The following is a 16,722-nucleotide window of genomic DNA, read 5'->3' as shown; positions in this document are numbered from 1 at the left end:
CGGTTGTGTGCAATATAAATGCTATGTGGCGCCCGTCTCAGCGATCGGAGACTATGAGCGGCGATGTCGACCGGCGCGGTGGCCGGTGTGTAACTCAGCGTGCCGGGAAGCGAAGGACGCGATCGTCGCCGGTCGCGGGGTCGCCTCGACCGTCGGTGTTGGAGGTGGTGAGCCACAACGCTCCATCCGGCGCGACTTCGACGGTGCGCAACCGGCCGTATCGGTCGCGCAGTTCGGCTCGAGGGCCGCCCACGCGTCCGTCCTCGAGCGGCACGGTCCACAGGCGCTCACCGCGCAGCGCCGCGACGTAGAGGGTGTCCGCGGTGATGGCGATGCCCGAAGGCGAGGCTTCCGCGGTGGTCCAGGTCAGCAATGGATCGGTGAAGCCGCGGTCGGTCCCGCCCGTGCCCTCCACACCGGGCCAGCCGTAGTTGCGGCCCGGCTCGATCAGGTTGATCTCGTCGAGCCGGTTCTGCCCGAACTCCGCCGCGAACAGGCGACCGGCTCGATCCCACGCCAGTCCCTGCACGTTGCGGTGGCCGAGACTGTAGACCGGCGAGCCGGGATACGGATTGCCCGGAGCCGGGCGGCCTTCGGGAGTGAACCGGAGGATCTTTCCGTTGAGGCTCGCCGGATCCTGCGACCGCGCGGATTCTCCCGCGTCGCCGGTCCCGGCGTACAGCATGCCGTCCGGCCCGAACGCGATCCGGCCGCCGTTGTGATTCCCGGCCTCGGCGATCCCGGTGACCAGCACCTCCGGCCGGCCGTCGAGCCGGAACCGGACGATCCGATTGTCCGTCTCGGAGGTGAAATAGGCGTAGACGTAACGGCTTTCGGTGTAGTCCGGCGCGACGGCGAGTCCGAGCAAACCGCCCTCGCCACGTGCGGCGACGTCGGACAGTTCGTACACCTGTTCCGGCGCGCGACCCACGGCGACTCGCACGATCCGTCCGGAATCCCGCTCGGCGACCAGCGCGGCGCCGTCGGGCAGGAACGCCAAGCCCCACGGGACCTCGATGTCGCCGGCGACTTCTTCGGCGGCCTCGAGGTCGGGTCGTCCCGCCGGGTTGCTCGGTGCCACAGTGCCTGCCGTAGACGAGACGCTGCTCGGAGCGGGCGGTTGCTCGCCGCCGCAGGCCCCGATCGCCGCCACGGCCGAGAGCAAGGCGATCACCGCGAGCAAGCGCGGCGCGTGGGCCGCCGCGCGTTCGTTGCCGAGGGCGCGGGCTCGGTCGGCACCCGCGCCGCCCGAAGGCGCCGGGATGACGAGGAAACGGCCTGATCGGTGTGCCATCAGCCGAGATACGTGCCGTACCAGTCCAATACCCGGCGCCAGGCTTCGGTGGCCGCCGCGGCGTTGTACCGCTGACCGGTGTCGTTGAAGAAGGCGTGGTCGGCGTCGGGTGCGGTGAAGATCTGGTTCGGGTTGCCCGAGCGGGCGAGTGCGGCTTCCGCGGCGGGGCGGGAGGCGTTCACGCGGGCGTCGGCCGCCGCGTAGACACCGAGCACCGCGGCTTTCGACGCGGACAGATCGCCGTTGTCCGGGAACGGTCCGTAGAAGGGCGTCGCCGCGGCCAGCGGGGACGGTCCGGAGGCCAGCAGTAGCCAGGTCAAGCCACCGCCGAAGCAGAAACCGGTGGCGCCGAGTTTCTTTCCCTCGACCCGGCGCCGAAGTTCGTCGAGCCCGGCACGCAGGTCGGCGACGAGCTGCTCCTGCGGGATACGGCTCAGCTCGGCGGTCGCGGCGGCCGGATCGGTGAACGCGGCGGTGCCGCCTCGCGCGGACAGCAGATCGACCGCGAGCGCGGAGTATCCGGCGCCCGCGAAACGGCCTGCCACCGAACGGATGTGATCGGTGAGGCCCTTGTTCTCATGGACGACCAGCACCCCGCCCCGCGGCTGCGCCGCCGCTGCCCACGCGGCTTGCAGTGGCGTCCCGCCCGGTCCGGCGAAGGTCACCGCGGCGGTCGGGAGGGCGTCGGCGGAACCCGGTGGCGTCGACGGCGCCGCGGGGGAGGGCGCGGAATCGGTGTTCTCGGTGCCGGTGCTCGCGCAGGCGGCGAGCAGGGCGGTGGCGGCGGTGCCGCCGAGTCCGAGCAGCCCCAGCCTGCGCAGTGCCTCCCGCCGGGGGAGCAGGCCGTCGGCGTGATCGGCCGCGATCTCCTCGGCGATGTAGCGCTGCAGCGGCGTCATGCGCCCCACGATAAGCCGGATCGTTCGCGGGTGCGCGGCGTTCATCGTCGGTTCGTCCACGACAAACCGGCCCGACCGCGCATCCCACGGCATTCGCCAGTCGGTTGCTACGTTTCGCTCAATCGGGCGATCGATGGTCGGTCCGCACACCGGTCGAGGGAGCGAGATGGCAGCGGGGCGTGACAGAAGACGAACGATGAGCAGGGCGATCCGGATGGTGGTGACGGTCGCGGTGCTGTCGGCCGTGGGATTCGTGTCGGTGCCCGCGGTCGCGGACCCCTCCGCCGAGTCGCACAGCGTGGGATGGACCGTATTGCATGATGGTCCCCAGCCATATGCCGACGTGCACATCGATTGGGATGTCCCGATCCGGATGAGCGACGGCGTCGTGCTGAAGGCCAACGTCTACCGACCGGTGAAGCGGGGCGGTGAGGTGGCGGAGCAACCGCTGCCGACCATCGTGAATCTGACCCCCTACACCAAGCTCATGACCAATCTGATCGATACGGCGCTCGCGGTGCCCGGCTTGCAGCCGCTGACCGTGCGGCTGGTCAACCGCATGAATCTGGCCCGTACACCGGTCAGTGGTTTCGGCGATCTGTTGCACGCGGTGGACGGCGGCACCGTGCAGACGATGCTCGGTCTCGATCGCAACCTGATCCGCGCCGGATACACCCAGGTCATCGTCGACGTACGCGGTACCGGCTTTTCCCAGGGGGCGTGGGACACCCTCGGCGAGCGCGAACAGCTCGACACCCGCGAGGTGATCGACTGGGCGGCCGCGCAGCCGTGGTCGAACGGCCGGATCGGGATGAGCGGCGGCTCGTATTCGGGGATCAACCAGTTGCGCGCCGCCGAGAACGCCCCGGCGCCGCTGCAGGCGATCTTCCCGGTGGAACCGGGGAGCGATCTGATGCGCGACGTCGTCGCGCCGGGCGGCGGGGTGGGGACGACGTTCCTGCCGATGTGGCTCAACACCGTCAATCAGTTGAAACTGATTCCCGACGTGCAGTCGATGTTGAACGGCACCTTCGACTGGGGGTGGCTGCACGAACGGATGTCGGATCCGGCCAGCAACGTCGATCTGCTGGCCCAGGCGCTGCTCACGCCGTCGCTCGACCACGTGCCGCCCGCGCTGGCCGACGCGCTGGACGAGGACAGTTACTTCCGGCGCGGCATCGAGGGCCACCCGGAGCACATCACGGTGCCGACCTTCGTCTATGGCGGCTGGCACGACATCTTCGCCAACAGCGCGACCAAGCTGTACAACGCGATCCCGCTGCCCGCGGGCCGGAAGCAATTGATCGTCGGCGACACCTATCACGCGAATCCCGGTGCGGGAACGGGCATTCCGGGCGCGCCACCGCGGCTGGACGTGTTGCAGCGGGTGTGGTTCGACAAGTGGTTGAAGGACGTCGACCACGGCTTGGACGACTTCGGGCCGGTGACCGTGTGGGAACAGGGCGGCGGCTGGATCACCCTCGGGCAATTCCCGCAGAAGGACCTCAACCATCGCCGCGTGTATCTCTCGGCCACGCCGAGCGGCACCGCCGGAAAGGCAGTCTACGACGGGTCGTTGACGATGACCGTCCCCGATGAGCGGCATACCTTGACGGTGGCCCCCGGCCTCGCCACGGCGTGTTCGCGAGACACCGCGCAGGGCTCGGCCGGCATGGCCGCGGTGGTGGACGTGTGCGCGAAGGACTCGCGTATCGCCGAGCGCAACGCGCTGACCTTCACCAGTGCGCCGATGACCGAGCGCACGGTCATCTCGGGGCCGGTGAACGTGCACCTCAACACCGTGCACGACGCCGCCGACGGCTACTGGAGCGTCACGATGAACGATGTGGCGCCCGACGGGTCGTCCAAGGTGCTGACCACGGGGCAGCTGACCGCCTCACTGCGCGCGGTCGACGAGCAGAAGAGCAGCCGGACACCGGCCGGTGACCTGACCGAACCGTTCAATCCACTCACCCTGGACAGTTTGCAACCGGTCGTTCCCGGTGAGCCCGTGGCGCTGGACATCGCGGTGATCCCCACCCAGGCGGTGCTGCAACCCGGCCACCGGCTGCGCATCGATGTCTTCGCGGGCAACTCGCCGAAGGCGCTGGCCTTCCGGCCCATGCTCAACAACACCGAACTGAAGCCCCAGCACCTCGCGCTCGATCCGTCGGCGCCGAGCTTCGTGATCGTGCCGACCAACCGTCCGCTGGGCTGAGCACCGGGTGGGCCGCCACGGCCGGGCGACCCACCCGAACTCACAATTGCGACTGCACCTGCGCGGAGATCAGCTCGAGATGCTCGAGATCGGTCAGGTCCAGCACCTGCAAGTAGATGCGGCTGGTGCCGATCTCGGTGTACCGCCCGATCTTGTCCACCACCTCGGCGGGTGAGCCGGCCAGGCCGTTGGTCTTCAGCTCGTCCACCTCGCGTCCGATCGCCGCCGCCCGGCGCGCCACCTCGGCGTCGTTCGCGCCGACGCAGACCACAAGCGCGTTGGAGTAGACCAGGTCGTCAGCCGCGCGGCCGTACGCTTCCGCGGCGGCGCGCACCCGGTCGAACTGCCGCGCACTGTCCTCGAGCGAGGAGAACGGCATGTTGAACTCGCTCGCGTACCGCGCGGCCAGCCGCGGCGTGCGGGTGGCGCCCTGTCCGCCGATCAGCACCGGTATCGGGTCCTGCACCGGTTTGGGCAGGGCGGGTGAATCGGTGAGCTGGTAGTGCTTGCCGTCGTAGCTGAAGGTGTCGCCGGGCTTGGTCGCCCAGAGCCCGGTGATGACGGCCAGCTGTTCTTCCAGCCGGGCGAATTTGTCGGCGGGGAACGGAATGCCGTACGCGGCGTGCTCCTCGGCGAACCAGCCGCTGCCCAGACCGAATTCGACCCGGCCGCCGGACATCTGATCCACCTGCGCCACCTGGATGGCGAGCGGGCCGGGCAGCCGGAAGGTGGCGGCGGTGACCAAGGTGCCCAGGCGGATCCGCTTGGTCTCCCTGGCCAGTCCGGCGAGGGTGATCCAGGCATCGGTGGGGCCGGGCAGACCGGCGGCGCCACCCATGCTCAGGTAGTGGTCGGAGCGGAAGAACGCGTCGAATCCCAAGTCCTCGGTGGCTTTGGCAACGGTGAGCAGCGTGTCGTAGCTCGCACCCTGCTGCGGCTCGGTGAAGATGCGTAGTTCCATGTCGATGACCCTAGTCGCTCGGCGCATGGGCCGATCGCGCCATGTGCACGAGCGGGAAAGCCCGGGGCTGGTGTGCCGGGAGTGGTGCGGGCACGCCGCAGGTGATCGTCGAGACAGAGACGGAACCCCTCGTGGACGAGATGCTGGACGGTATCCATGGCGACCCCGACGCCGGCCCACCGGGTGGCGGCCTCGAATATGCGGACCGTGCGCGCCGGTTGCTCGGTATCGACGGACGCGACCAGGTCGAGGCAGTGCGTGACGGTCGCGCGGATCTCCTCCCGCAGCGCATTTCCTCGCTCGACATGCCGCCGGGGGATGATGTCGAGCAGATGCCGCACGATGTGTTCGGTGGCCGAGACGAGTTCGGCGGCCGCTGTGGCGGTGCTGCGTGGGGGTGCCATGCCGCTGCTCAGGCTCCGCCCCCGCCGCGGGTCGCTGGTAGGTCGCGCGTGCGGTGGCGGCTCGGATGTCGGACCAGGTCCGTGCATTGCGTCATCGCAAACATTCGGTACTTCCCATCCGGTAGTCCGCGCGGAGTTCGAATTCCTTGATGCAGAACGAAATCGGCGATGCAGAACGAAATCGGCGCGCCAGAGTCTCGTTCCTCGAAATCTGGCCGCAGCGGCGCGGATCGTCACTGCACGGGTCGACGAAGTGCTCAACCGCTAGGTTGTTGCCGATGACAAGTCCGCGCACCCGATAGATCCGCCGTGACAGGGGAAGGAGGTTCGAGTGCACGAGGTACCGGTGATCGTCGTGATGGGCGTCTCGGGTTCGGGAAAGACGACGGTCGGCGTCCGGCTGGCCGACGTACTGGGGGTCGAGTACGCCGAAGGCGACGACTTCCACCCGTCCGCGAACGTCGCGAAGATGGCGGCGGGGACGCCACTGGACGATGCCGACCGCGCACCCTGGCTCGACGCCTTGGCCGCCTGGATGGCCGAGCGCTCCGGGCGGGGCGCCGTCGTCACGTGCTCGGCTCTCAAACGGATCTACCGCCACCGGCTGCGCGCCTCAGCCCCTGATGCGTTCTTCCTGCATCTGAACGTGCCACGCACCGAACTCGAGCGGCGCGTGGCCGGACGTCGAGGACATTTCATGCCGCCGATCCTGCTCGATTCACAGCTTGCCACCCTGGAGCCGCTCGATTCCGGCGAGAACGGCAGCACCGTCGACGCGGCACGGCCGCCCGAAGAGGTGGTCCGGCAAGCCGTGGCAGCGCTGGACAGGTGAGTGCCGCGCGTCAGGGTTCGCCCATCAGAGGCCGCCGAGATCGGACAAGACGTCGAAAGCGAGATCGAGACCGCGCCACAGCGTGTCGATCTCGGCGGTGACGACGGGCGCCGCGGCCGGATCCTGCATGGCCAATCCGTTCGCGAGAATGACGACGTTGGCGCTCGCGTCGGCCAGACGGAGCAGGGGACCGGTCGCCACGCCGCGCCCGAGCACCAGGTCCAAGCCCTCACCGACGAAGTAGAACCGCCACAGCGGCCCGAGGTCGCCGCCGTAGACCGCTTTGGTCACCGCGACGATCAGCGCGCCGCGCTGGGCGATCGCGTCGACGATGCGGAAATAGTCGCCCGCGTTGGCCGCGGTGCTGCCGACCGCGGCGACGGAATAGGACAGGTCGACGCTCAGATGCGCGTTGTACCCGGCCATCGCCACGCGTGCGGGAGACAGCTCGCAGCGGCGGGTCAGCGCGAAGTAGTGCCCCCAGTGCGGGTCGACGGGTGCGCCGGTGAATTCGGCGTGCACCGTGCGCAGGAAACGCGACAACAGTTCGAGGCTGATCCGATGCGCCCATTCCGGGTCGTCGAACGAGGCGGGGTCGCGTTGCAGCGGCAGGACGGCGGCTCGTTCGACCGCGTCGAGCCCGAGGCCGAACACCCCGCGCAGGTCGCGGTGGGCGACCAGGATCTCGGTGATGCGCCGGTGCCGGTCGACGGCCTCCTCCAGCTGCCACAGTGCCGAACCGGTCAGCGTCCCGGTGTCGGACAGTTCCGCGATCTCGGCCGTTTCGGCGGGCGCCAACGGCGTGCCGCAGGCCGTGTCCACCGGTGCGGCGGAGGCGATCGCCGGACCGAGCGAGATCGTGAGAAGCAGCACCGTGACGGCCGAGGTCAGTGCTGAATAAAAGTGCCGCGCAGCAGTACTCGGCGTGCGCGTGAGGATGTTCGCCATGCCGGCTCCAGGGGTCGTGAATCGCGATCCCGCACCGGGACGGCCGAAGTGGGTGAACTCGGCGAAGCGTCACCGCGGTAGGTGGAGCGGTGACACAGGGCGGGATCGAAGCCTAACCCGAGCCGGTCGCGTCCCGCAGCGCGGCGTCAGCGCGCCGCGAAGCAGGAGCCGGAAGGCGCGCCCGGCAGGCAGATCTCGGCGATGGCGGCGACCAGCAACCACGCGCCGACCAGTAGCGAACCCACGGCGATGGCGCCGAACACGAAAACCCAGAGCAGGCCGGGCAACCGGGTGAGCCTGGCGAGTTGATCCGCGTCGGAGTCGACCTCGTGATAGCGGGCCCGCTGCTGCCGGGAACGACCTCTTTGCAGCTCCAGCACCGGACGCGCTCCGGCGAACAGCAGGAACCACGCGCCCAGATACGCGAAACCCGCTTGCAGCGTGTCGGTTCCGAACCAGGAGACGACGAAGACCACCGCGCCGAGTCCGAGCACGGTGATGCCGCCGTAGACATTCCTGATCTTGATCATGAGCGCGGCGAGCAGGACGATGGCGGTCCACAGCATCAGCGTGATCCGGCTCGCGCCCAGCAGCGCCGCGAACCCGAGACCGAGCAGCGGCGGCGCGGGGTAGCCCGCCATCGTGGTGAGGATCATTCCCAGGCCGTAGGGTTTTCCGCTCGACACCGTGAGTCCCGAGGTGTCCGAATGCAACCGGATGCTGTTGAGTTTGCGGCCGGTGAGCAGCGCGACCAGGGCGTGCCCGCCTTCGTGCGCGATGGTGACGATATTGCGGGTGAGCCGCCAGATCGGGGTGTAACCCACCAGCACGAGCGCCGCCACCGCGGCTGCCACCACCAGCCACCACGGCGGTTGCGCTTGCGTCGTCGTCAGACGATCGGCGATGGAGGCGCCGCGCTCGAAGAATTCCGCTCTGTCCACCGCCGCACCTTAACCGCCCGCGGACGCCCGCGCTCGGGGCATGCGTTCCCGTTCGCGGCACGGAGCGAAGGCGGCGTCCGCCCCTCAGCTCTTGCGCAGGACCCCTTCGATGTTGCCGAGAATGCCGGAGAGGCTGTAGGCCACCGAGCCGTCCGGTTGCAATCTGACCGTCGAGGTCGAGCCGTTGTCGAAGCAGGTGGGAGAGCCGCCGGAGAGTCGCGCGACAAAAGACAGCTCGGTCTCGGTGGCGCCGGTGAGCGTCTCCGTGCGCTCACAGCGCTCACCCGACAGCTTGCCGGTGTTCGACGACTGCGCGACTTCTTCGCCGATCGCGCCGTCCCGGATGGTCAAAACGATGTCGAACGACGCGAGGACGTCACGGGCGACGCCTTTCCACTCGCCGAGAAAAGCCGTCGGAACGCTGGTGCCGGAGGAACTGCTGGTTGTCGTCGGATTCGTGGCAGGGGCCTGCGTGGAGGTAGCGGTGAAGGGTTTGCTGGCGGCTTGGGTGGTCTGCGCGATCGAATCGTTCGAATCGTCGTTCCGTAGCTGTGCACCGACCACGAACGTCGCTACGGCGACGGCGACGCAGACGACGAGCGCACCTGCGATGAGCAAGGCACGGCGGGGGCGGCGCGGAGGAGGTGCGGCGGCGACCGCATCGAACCGGGGCGCACCCTGGTGCGCGGGCGGGTACGTCTGGTGTCCGGTGTACGTGGGAGCCGCCTGCGACGGGCCCGGATGCCGCAGGTGCATGGGCAACGATCGTCCGGGGTCGCTGTGCAGGTGCGCAGGTGAAGCCGAATGGACCATGGTGTCGGCGGTGCGCGCCGGATCGGTGGGGGTGGCAAAATACGGGCGGTCGAACGGGCCGGAGTCCAGGTTCAGCAGCTCCACGGCGCGGTGGCTCACCTCCTCGAGCACCGGGGCGGGCAGCCAGCCTCCGCGCTCGGGGATGCCGAGGGCGGTGAGGTGGTCGAGCAGCTGGTCCGGGGTCGGGCGTGCCGCCGCGTCTTTGGTCAGGCAGGCCGCCACCAGCGGGCGCAGCCGTTCGGGCAGGTCGTCGAGCTGCGGCTCCTCGTACACCACCCGCCACAGCATCTGCACCGAATCGCCGACGCCGAACGGTCCATGGCCGGTCGCCGCGAACACGAGGACCCCGCCCAGGGCGAACACGTCCGCGGGCGAGCCGACCGGATCGCCGGTCACCTGCTCCGGGCACATGAATCCCGGAGAGCCGATGACCTTTCCGGTGGTGGTGAGCCTGCTGTCCTCGACGGCGCGGGCGATGCCGAAATCGATCACCTTGGGTCCGTCGAGCGCCAAGAGGACATTCGACGGCTTGAGGTCGCGGTGCACCACCCCGGCCCCGTGGACCGCTGTCAAGGCCTCGATCAGTCCGTGTGCCAGCACGAGCAGCGCGTTCTCGGTGAACGGCCCGTACCGTTCCACCGCGTCGGCCAGCGAGGGCCCGGCCACGTAACCGGTGGCAAGCCACGGAGGATCGGCATCCACGTCGGCGTCGAGCACCGGCGCGGTGAACCGTCCGCCGACCCGGCGCGCCGCCGCGACCTCGCGCCGGAAGCGCATGCGGAATTCCGCGTCGATCATGTCGGGGCGGATGACCTTGACCGCGACGGTGCGGCCGCCCGCGTTCCTTCCGAGGTAGACGCGGCCCATGCCACCCGCGCCGAGCACGCCGAGCAGACGATAGTCCCCGATCCTGACCGGATCGTTCGTGCCGAGCGGTTGCATCGCGCAGCTGGCTCCCTTCTCATGGCGTCCGACCCTCCGAGAGGCTACTCACCGGGTCCCGCGTATCCGCACAGCGCGCTGCCCCGGGCTAACCGGCCATACTGGGCGCGGGGGCGGGTTGCTCCCGTCGCGCCCGCCTGGCCAGCAGATATGCCGCCAGCGCCGCCGGGATGTTCATCAGAACGCCGTAGACCGCGCCGGGCACGGCCATCGTCTCGTTGTCCAGCACCGAAGCGGCGACGGCGATCGCCAGCGCCGCGTTGTGCACGCCGATCTCCATGGCCGAGGCGATCGCCTGATCGGTTTCCACTCGCGCGAGCCGGGGCACGAAGTAGCCGACGGCCAAACTGATCACGGCGAAGGACAGGCAGATCGCGGACAGCTTTCCGATGTGCTCCGACAGCGTGTCCAGATTCGAGCCCACGCCGGCCGCGATCACCAGCGCGAGTACCACGACCGAAAGGATCTTGACCGCACCGCGCATCCGGCGCGACCACTCCGGGAACCGCCGGTGCACCGCCATGCCGATCGCGACGGGCACGAGCACGATGGCGAAGACTTGAGCGAATTTGTCCGGTCGCAGTCCGACCGAGCCCGCTCCGTCCAGGAACATGGCGTAGGACAGCGCCACCACCACCGGCATGGTGAACACCGCGAGCACCGAATTGATCGCGGTGAGCGTGATGTTCAGCGCCACGTTGCCCCCGGCGATGTGACTGAACAGGTTCGCCGACGCTCCGCCCGGCGACGCGGCGAGCAACAGCATGCCCGCGGCCAGCGCGCCGTCGAGACCGAACAGGCGGATCAGGCCCAGGCACACCGCGGGCAGCAGGATCATCTGACACACCAGCGCGATCACCGCCGCTTTCGGATACCGCAGCACGCGCGCGAAATCCTCTGTCGTCAGGGTCAATCCGAGCCCGAACATCACCAAGGCCAATGCCATCGGCAGCAGCACCGCGAAAACCGTTGCACCCATGCGGGTCTCCTCTCCGCCGAGCGGCCGGGCCGGCCGATCCCGGGGACCGACGTTATCGACTCGCGGCGACGGTGGCCAGCCCATGTCAGGCGGTGAGGGTCACACCCCGGGCCGCCGACTCCCGTGCTCTGGTCAGCAGGCGCGCGGTGGTGACCGCGTCGCACGGGTCGACGGGAACAGGCGCGCCGTCGAGGAGCGCGGCGGCCATGGCGGAGTAGAAGGCGGGGTATGCGCCGGGCGCCGTCGGCACCGGGGCGAAGTCGGGTTCCGCGCCCAGTACGCCCCAGCGGTCGGCATCGACTGTGCCCCACGACGAATCCTGATCCGGACGGCGACCGGCCCGTAGCGCGTCCTCCTGTGGGTCCAGCCCATAGGTGACATACCCGGCTTCCGACCCGAGCACCCGGAAGCGTGGTCCGAGGTGCGAGGCGACGGCGCTCATCCACAGGTGGGAGCGGACACCACCGGTGTGGGTCAACGCGACGAACGCGTCGTCGTCGGTGGTGATCCCCTCGCGCCGCCGGTCCAGCTCGCAGTACACCGAAGCCACCGGGCCGAACAAGGTCACGGCTTGATCCACCAGGTGGCTGCCGAGATCGAGCAGGATGCCCGCGCCGTCCTCGTCCGTGCCGACCTCCCGCCAGCCGCCCTTGGACACCGGACGCCACCGCTCGAACCGCGACTCGAAACGCCGCACCCGGCCCAGCTTCCCGGTCTCGAGCAGCTCGCGCACCGTCCGGAAGTCGCCGTCCCAGCGCCGGTTCTGGAAGACCGACAGCGCCAGACCGGCGCGTTCCGCGCGCGCGACGAGATCCTCGGCGTCGTCCACCGTGACCGCGAACGGCTTGTCGACGACCACCGGCAGCCCGGCCTCGAGGGCTTGCCGGGCCAGCGGCGCGTGCGTGCGGTTGGGCGTCGCGATCACGGCCAGATCGATGTCACCCGGTGTGGCGAACAGCTCCTCGGCCTGCGGCACCACGCGCACACCGGGGTGCTCGGCGCGTGCGCGTTCGGCCCGCTCGGCCGAGGAGGTGACCACCGCCGCGACTCGCATCCGCGGCTCCGCCGCGATCAGCGGAGCGTGGAAGACCGACCCGGCCAAGCCGTAGCCGAGCACGGCGACGTCGATGATGCTCATGCCCCGACGCTACCGCGCCGGTGATTGCGCCCGGCAGCACGACGTACGCACCGGTCCGCCGAGCGTGAGCGACTCCGATTCGCGCAGCGGTGCCGCATCACGGAGGGCGAACCGCGCCGTATGTGGCTCGTGCCTGCCGTGAGGGGTGAAAGCCCGTACCGGATAGCGGCCGCTCAGCGCTGCGGTGCGGCGGAGTACTCCTGTTCGGGCCTTCCCGTGGTGCCGTAGCGCAGGCTCATGCGCACCGTGCCGCCCGCCACGAGCCCGGCCAGGTAGCGCTGCGCGGTGGCCCGGGAGACGCCGATGGCGCCGGCCACCTCGCCTGCGGACAGAGGGGTATCCGCGGCGAGAATCGCTTGCAGCACAGCGTCTTTGGTGGGGGAGGATACGGTTGCCGATGGGCTCGCGGTGGCCGCGGGACGCAGTGCGTGCAGTGCGGCGGACACCCGGGCGTTGTCGGCCTGCGGCACCGCGAGAATGCGCCGGTACCGGCCGTAGGCGGCCAGCCGGGCGGCCAGGTCGGTGTGCGGAAACGGCTTGACGAGGTAGGCCAGCGCGCCCGCCGTGATCGCGGCTCGCACGGCGTCGCTCTCCGTCGACGCGGTGAGCATCATCGCGTCGCAGCGGATCTCCCGGACGAAATCGATGCCTGATCCGTCCGGCAGATAGACATCCACCAGCGCCAGGTCGACCGGCTCCGCCGCGACGAGTTCCCGTGCGGCCGCGAGCGTGTTGGCGGTGCCCGCCACCGTGAAACCCGGGATGGATCGCACGATTCCGGCGTGCAGGTTCGCCACCCGGAAGTCGTCGTCGACGACAAGGACGGTCAGGGTCGGCGCGGCCATGCCACCTCGCTTTCCACGAGCACTCCGGGGATGCGGGCGATGAATTCGGCGCCGGTGAGTGGCGGCTCACCGCCGCCGGGACTCGACAGGCGCACGTCGCCGCCGTGGGCGCGGACGATCTGGCGGATCAGGGCGAGGCCGACGCCGCGCCCTCCGGGGACGCCGCGGTCGTCACGGGTCGAGACCCCTTCGGTGAACAGCGTGTCCACCAGGTCGGGGGCGACACCGTCGCCACTGTCGGCAACGATGATGTGCAAGGTCGAATCCTCCTGCAGCAGTTCGACTTCCACCTTCCGCTCGATCCGGTCCCCGGTGCGCACGGCCTCCATGGCATTGTCCAGCAGGTTGCCGAGCACGGTGGTCACGTCCACCGGATCGGTGAGACTGCCCTCGACCCAGGTGTTGGGCCCGAGCACGAGTTCCACTCCGTTCTCCCTGGCGTGCGCGGCCTTGGCGGCGAGGAATGCCTGCAGGTACGCGTCGTGGATGGCGTCGATGCCCGGTGTCGCCGGACCGAGCGGGCCCGCCCCGATCAGTTCGTCGATGGACCGCGCCGCCTCCTCGACCCGCCCACCGTGCAGCAGCCCGCTGATCAGGTGCATTTTGTTGGAGAACTCGTGGCGCTGCGCGCGCAGCACCGTGCTCATCGACTGCACCGCGTCCAGTTGCCGGGTCAGCGATTCCACGTCGGTGCGGTCGCGCACCGTGAGCACCGCGCCGAGATCGCGTCCGTCCCGGCCGACCCGGCGCGCCGAGAGGATGACGACGTTCGCGCCGACCGTCGCCGACGTGGGTTGTTCGTCGAGGTCGCGGAATACTTCCAGCACGCGGGGCGTCAGTCCGAGCTCGTCCACCGGATGCCCGATCTCCGGCGCGACGCCGAGCAGCCTGCGTGCCTCGTCGTTGACGAAGGTGGTGCGCCACGACGCGTCGACCGCGAGCACGCCGCCGCCGATACCGTGCAGCACCGCGGCCTGGCCGCGAACCAATTCGGCCAGTTCGTCCGGTTCCAGGCCGAGCGTCAGCCCGCGCCACCGGCGGGCGAGCAGGATGGATCCGGCGATGCCGACCGCGAGCGCCACCGCGACCAGCCCGCCCGCGGTGCGCAGATCGCCGAGCAGTTGATCGTGCACCGCGTCGGTGGCGATGCCGACGCTGACCGCACCGATCACACGGTCGGAACCGGGAGCCAGAACCGGGACCTTCGCGCGAACCGAGTCGCCGAGCGTGCCGCGTTCTTCGGTGATCGACTCGCGGCCCGCGAGCGCTTCGGAGGGATCCGTGCTGACGTGCTCGGCGAGCCGTCCGGCGTCCGGATGCGCGAGACGGATGCCCGCGTCATCGGTGATCACCACGAACAGCGCACCGTTGCGCTGCGTCGCGTCCACCGCGACACGCTCGAGGGGGCCCGCGGCGAGATCCCGGCGCACCACGGGATCGTCGGCGACCATGCCCGGCGCGTACCCGGCCACCTCGGCACGCACCACCGGGTCGGCGGCGACGGTGCGCGCCACGGCCAGCGCGCGCTGGCCGTAGGCGTCGCGCAGCCGCTGGTCGCTGAGGTAACCGAACACCGCGAACGCGACACCGAGGGTCAGCGCGACGACCAGGATCTGCGACAACAGAACCTGGGTCCGCAATCGCACGGCCCGCGCGCCCTCAGTGGCCATGGGCGCAGCATAGGCGCAGACCACGGCATACGGGAGCTCGAGCAGAATGCGCAAAACCCGCGAATCCCGCGTTTGTGGCCGTTGTGCGCACAAGCTCCGGTGTGTGACCGCCGCCACGTACGTTCGCCCTACCCGATCTCGCAGGAGTAGGAAGCAATGACGCAATCTCTCATCGAGCTGCGGAGCGCGACCAAGCGCTTCCCCGGCACCGGCGGTGGCATCCACACCGCCGTGCGCAATCTGAACCTCACGGTGGGCCCCGGCGAATTCGTCGCCGTCGTCGGCCCGACCGGATGCGGCAAGTCCACCACGCTGTCGCTGGTGTCCGGGCTGGAACCGGCCTCGGCCGGACGGACGCTGGTGCGCGGCAAGGACGTCGACGGCATCCCGGACGGCATCGGTTACATGTTCCAGCAGGACGCGGTACTGCCGTGGAAGAGCGTGCTGGACAACGTCGCGCTCGGCCCGCGCCTGCGTGGCGCGTCGAAAGCCGAGGCGCGCGCGAAGGCGGCGGGGTGGGTGCGCAAGGTCGGCCTGACCGGGTTCGAGAGCTACTACCCGCACCAGCTGTCCGGCGGCATGCGCAAGCGCGTCGCGCTGGCGCAGACACTGGTCAACGAGCCGGAGATCCTGCTGATGGACGAGCCGTTCAGCGCGCTGGACGTGCAGACCCGCCAGCTCATGCAGGACGAGCTGCTGCGGGTATGGGCGGGGACCAACGCGGCGGTCATCTTCGTCACGCACGATCTGGAGGAGGCGATCGTGCTCGCCGACCGGGTGGTCGTCATGACCGCGAGCCCCGCCACCGTCTGCGGTGACTTCACCGTCGGCTTGGCGCGGCCGCGCAGTGTCGAAGAAGTGCGGCTGACGACCGAGTTCCGCGACATCTACCAAGAGATCTGGCAGACGCTGCGCGATCAGGTCGAAGCGGCCCGCGCGAAGGGAGCCTCCCGTGTCGCATGACGTACTGGCGCCCGACACCGCCGCGCCCGTGGTGGAGAACGAGACCGAGGAGCAGATCCTGGCCAGGGTGCGGACCACCGCGCGTCGCGCACGGATCCGTACCTGGGGCCTGCGCGCCGCGCTGGTGGCGCTGTGGCTGGGCGCGTGGGAACTCACCGCCACGCTCTGGATCGATCCGTTCTTCTACTCCAAGCCCTCGCTGATCTGGGCGCGACTGGTCGAATGGTTCACCGAAGGAACCCAATTCGGCTCGATCTGGCTGCAGATCTACACCACCGTGCAGGAGGCCGTGCTCGGCTTCGTGATCGGCACGGTGGCGGGCGTCGTGCTGGGCGTGCTGCTCGGCCGCAGCCGGTACTGGGCCGAAGTGCTCGCGCCGTTCATCAAGGCGCTCAATGCCGTTCCGCGCATCGTGCTGGCCTCGCTGTTCATCATCTGGTTCGGCCTCGGGTTGAGCTCGAAGGTCGCCACGGTGGTGGTGCTGGTGTTCTTCGCGGTGTTCTTCAACGCGTTCACCGGTGCGCGTGAGGTCGACGGCAACGTGATCGACAACGCCCGCATCCTCGGCGCGAGCCGCAGGCAGGTGCTGTTGTCGATCGTCCTGCCGAGCGCGACCACCTGGATCTTGTCCAGCCTGCACACCGCCTTCGGCTTCGCGCTGATCGGTGCGGTCGTGGGCGAATACGCCGGCGCTAGCAAAGGTATCGGCCTGTTGATCAGCAACGCGCAAGGCACGTTCGACTCGGCGGGCATCTACGCGGGCATGATCGTGATCACCGTGATCGCGTTGATCGCCGAGTGGGGGATCGGCACGGCGGAGAACCGGTTGCTGAAATGGCGGCCCTCGCAAACCACGTCGAACCACGGGATCTGAT

The 16,722-nt window shown here is 69.5% G+C and carries 14 protein-coding genes; 4 read left to right on the top strand and 10 right to left on the bottom strand.

The annotated features are described in order from the left end of the window. Positions 1-94 precede the first annotated feature (94 nt). Positions 95-1,294: a PQQ-dependent sugar dehydrogenase gene (locus ACFU5M_RS10465; protein WP_379047027.1), complete on the bottom strand. Its 1,200-nt coding sequence runs from the start codon at positions 1,292-1,294 to the stop codon at positions 95-97. Next, the gene (locus tag ACFU5M_RS10460; protein ID WP_379047024.1) at positions 1,294-2,193 is read right to left on the bottom strand and encodes a dienelactone hydrolase family protein; all 900 of its coding nucleotides are present in this window, start codon (positions 2,191-2,193) and stop codon (positions 1,294-1,296) included. The genes ACFU5M_RS10465 and ACFU5M_RS10460 overlap by 1 nt, the downstream gene beginning before the upstream one ends. Positions 2,194-2,389: 196 nt before the next feature. On the opposite strand from ACFU5M_RS10460, the gene ACFU5M_RS10455 reads away from it, so the two are divergent. Then, positions 2,390-4,411, top strand: a complete 2,022-nt coding sequence (locus ACFU5M_RS10455) for a CocE/NonD family hydrolase (RefSeq protein ID WP_379047021.1) — start codon at positions 2,390-2,392, stop codon at positions 4,409-4,411. Between the two features lie 40 nt (positions 4,412-4,451). On the opposite strand, the gene ACFU5M_RS10450 is transcribed toward ACFU5M_RS10455, so the two are convergent. Beyond that, complete coding sequence (locus tag ACFU5M_RS10450; RefSeq protein ID WP_379047017.1) at positions 4,452-5,372, bottom strand: LLM class F420-dependent oxidoreductase; 921 nt, start codon at positions 5,370-5,372, stop codon at positions 4,452-4,454. Between the two features lie 762 nt (positions 5,373-6,134). On the opposite strand from ACFU5M_RS10450, the gene ACFU5M_RS10445 reads away from it, so the two are divergent. After that, positions 6,135-6,608, top strand: coding sequence for a gluconokinase (locus ACFU5M_RS10445; protein WP_379047108.1), 474 nt, complete (start codon positions 6,135-6,137; stop codon positions 6,606-6,608). A gap of 24 nt (positions 6,609-6,632) precedes the next feature. Here the strand turns inward: ACFU5M_RS10445 and ACFU5M_RS10440 are convergent, their stop codons facing one another. The 7 genes from ACFU5M_RS10440 to ACFU5M_RS10410 form a co-directional block, all read right to left on the bottom strand. Then, complete coding sequence (locus ACFU5M_RS10440; RefSeq protein WP_379047014.1) at positions 6,633-7,556, bottom strand: DUF5995 family protein; 924 nt, start codon at positions 7,554-7,556, stop codon at positions 6,633-6,635. 146 nt (positions 7,557-7,702) lie between these two features. After that, a complete protein-coding gene (locus ACFU5M_RS10435) occupies positions 7,703-8,497 on the bottom strand; it encodes a M50 family metallopeptidase (protein ID WP_379047011.1) in 795 nt (264 codons plus the stop codon). Between the two features lie 84 nt (positions 8,498-8,581). Continuing rightward, positions 8,582-10,252 carry a serine/threonine-protein kinase gene (locus tag ACFU5M_RS10430; protein ID WP_379047008.1) on the bottom strand — a complete coding sequence of 557 codons (1,671 nt, stop codon included), beginning with the start codon at positions 10,250-10,252 and terminating at the stop codon, positions 8,582-8,584. Positions 10,253-10,340: 88 nt separating this feature from the next. Further along, positions 10,341-11,231, bottom strand: coding sequence for a bile acid:sodium symporter family protein (locus ACFU5M_RS10425; RefSeq protein WP_379047005.1), 891 nt, complete (start codon positions 11,229-11,231; stop codon positions 10,341-10,343). An 85-nt stretch (positions 11,232-11,316) separates the two neighbouring features. Next, a complete protein-coding gene (locus ACFU5M_RS10420) occupies positions 11,317-12,369 on the bottom strand; it encodes a Gfo/Idh/MocA family oxidoreductase (protein WP_379047002.1) in 1,053 nt (350 codons plus the stop codon). A gap of 173 nt (positions 12,370-12,542) precedes the next feature. After that, the gene (locus ACFU5M_RS10415) at positions 12,543-13,214 is read right to left on the bottom strand and encodes a response regulator (RefSeq protein ID WP_379046999.1); all 672 of its coding nucleotides are present in this window, start codon (positions 13,212-13,214) and stop codon (positions 12,543-12,545) included. Then, positions 13,196-14,884: an ATP-binding protein gene (locus ACFU5M_RS10410; protein WP_379046996.1), complete on the bottom strand. Its 1,689-nt coding sequence runs from the start codon at positions 14,882-14,884 to the stop codon at positions 13,196-13,198. Before ACFU5M_RS10410 ends, ACFU5M_RS10415 begins: the two co-directional genes overlap by 19 nt. Before the next feature lie 156 nt (positions 14,885-15,040). On the opposite strand from ACFU5M_RS10410, the gene ACFU5M_RS10405 reads away from it, so the two are divergent. Both ACFU5M_RS10405 and ACFU5M_RS10400 read left to right on the top strand, forming a co-directional pair. After that, positions 15,041-15,847, top strand: a complete 807-nt coding sequence (locus tag ACFU5M_RS10405) for an ABC transporter ATP-binding protein (protein WP_379046993.1) — start codon at positions 15,041-15,043, stop codon at positions 15,845-15,847. Beyond that, positions 15,837-16,721, top strand: coding sequence for an ABC transporter permease (locus tag ACFU5M_RS10400; RefSeq protein ID WP_379046990.1), 885 nt, complete (start codon positions 15,837-15,839; stop codon positions 16,719-16,721). Before ACFU5M_RS10405 ends, ACFU5M_RS10400 begins: the two co-directional genes overlap by 11 nt. The last annotated feature ends 1 nt before the right edge of the window (position 16,722 follow it).

Origin of the sequence: Nocardia sp. NPDC057455, assembly GCF_042802775.1 — a bacterium.
Lineage (GTDB): Bacteria > Actinomycetota > Actinomycetes > Mycobacteriales > Mycobacteriaceae > Nocardia.
This window is presented reverse-complemented; position numbering and strand designations above follow the sequence as displayed.

Coding starts and splice junctions, on each gene's coding strand:
- ACFU5M_RS10465 (WP_379047027.1), bottom strand. CDS start 1,294: ATGGCACACCGATCAGGCCGTTTCCTCGTCATCCCGGCGCCTTCGGGC.
- ACFU5M_RS10460 (WP_379047024.1), bottom strand. CDS start 2,193: ATGACGCCGCTGCAGCGCTACATCGCCGAGGAGATCGCGGCCGATCAC.
- ACFU5M_RS10455 (WP_379047021.1), top strand. CDS start 2,390: ATGAGCAGGGCGATCCGGATGGTGGTGACGGTCGCGGTGCTGTCGGCC.
- ACFU5M_RS10450 (WP_379047017.1), bottom strand. CDS start 5,372: ATGGAACTACGCATCTTCACCGAGCCGCAGCAGGGTGCGAGCTACGAC.
- ACFU5M_RS10445 (WP_379047108.1), top strand. CDS start 6,135: ATGGGCGTCTCGGGTTCGGGAAAGACGACGGTCGGCGTCCGGCTGGCC.
- ACFU5M_RS10440 (WP_379047014.1), bottom strand. CDS start 7,556: ATGGCGAACATCCTCACGCGCACGCCGAGTACTGCTGCGCGGCACTTT.
- ACFU5M_RS10430 (WP_379047008.1), bottom strand. CDS start 10,252: ATGCAACCGCTCGGCACGAACGATCCGGTCAGGATCGGGGACTATCGT.
- ACFU5M_RS10425 (WP_379047005.1), bottom strand. CDS start 11,231: ATGGGTGCAACGGTTTTCGCGGTGCTGCTGCCGATGGCATTGGCCTTG.
- ACFU5M_RS10420 (WP_379047002.1), bottom strand. CDS start 12,369: ATGAGCATCATCGACGTCGCCGTGCTCGGCTACGGCTTGGCCGGGTCG.
- ACFU5M_RS10415 (WP_379046999.1), bottom strand. CDS start 13,214: ATGGCCGCGCCGACCCTGACCGTCCTTGTCGTCGACGACGACTTCCGG.
- ACFU5M_RS10410 (WP_379046996.1), bottom strand. CDS start 14,884: ATGGCCACTGAGGGCGCGCGGGCCGTGCGATTGCGGACCCAGGTTCTG.
- ACFU5M_RS10405 (WP_379046993.1), top strand. CDS start 15,041: ATGACGCAATCTCTCATCGAGCTGCGGAGCGCGACCAAGCGCTTCCCC.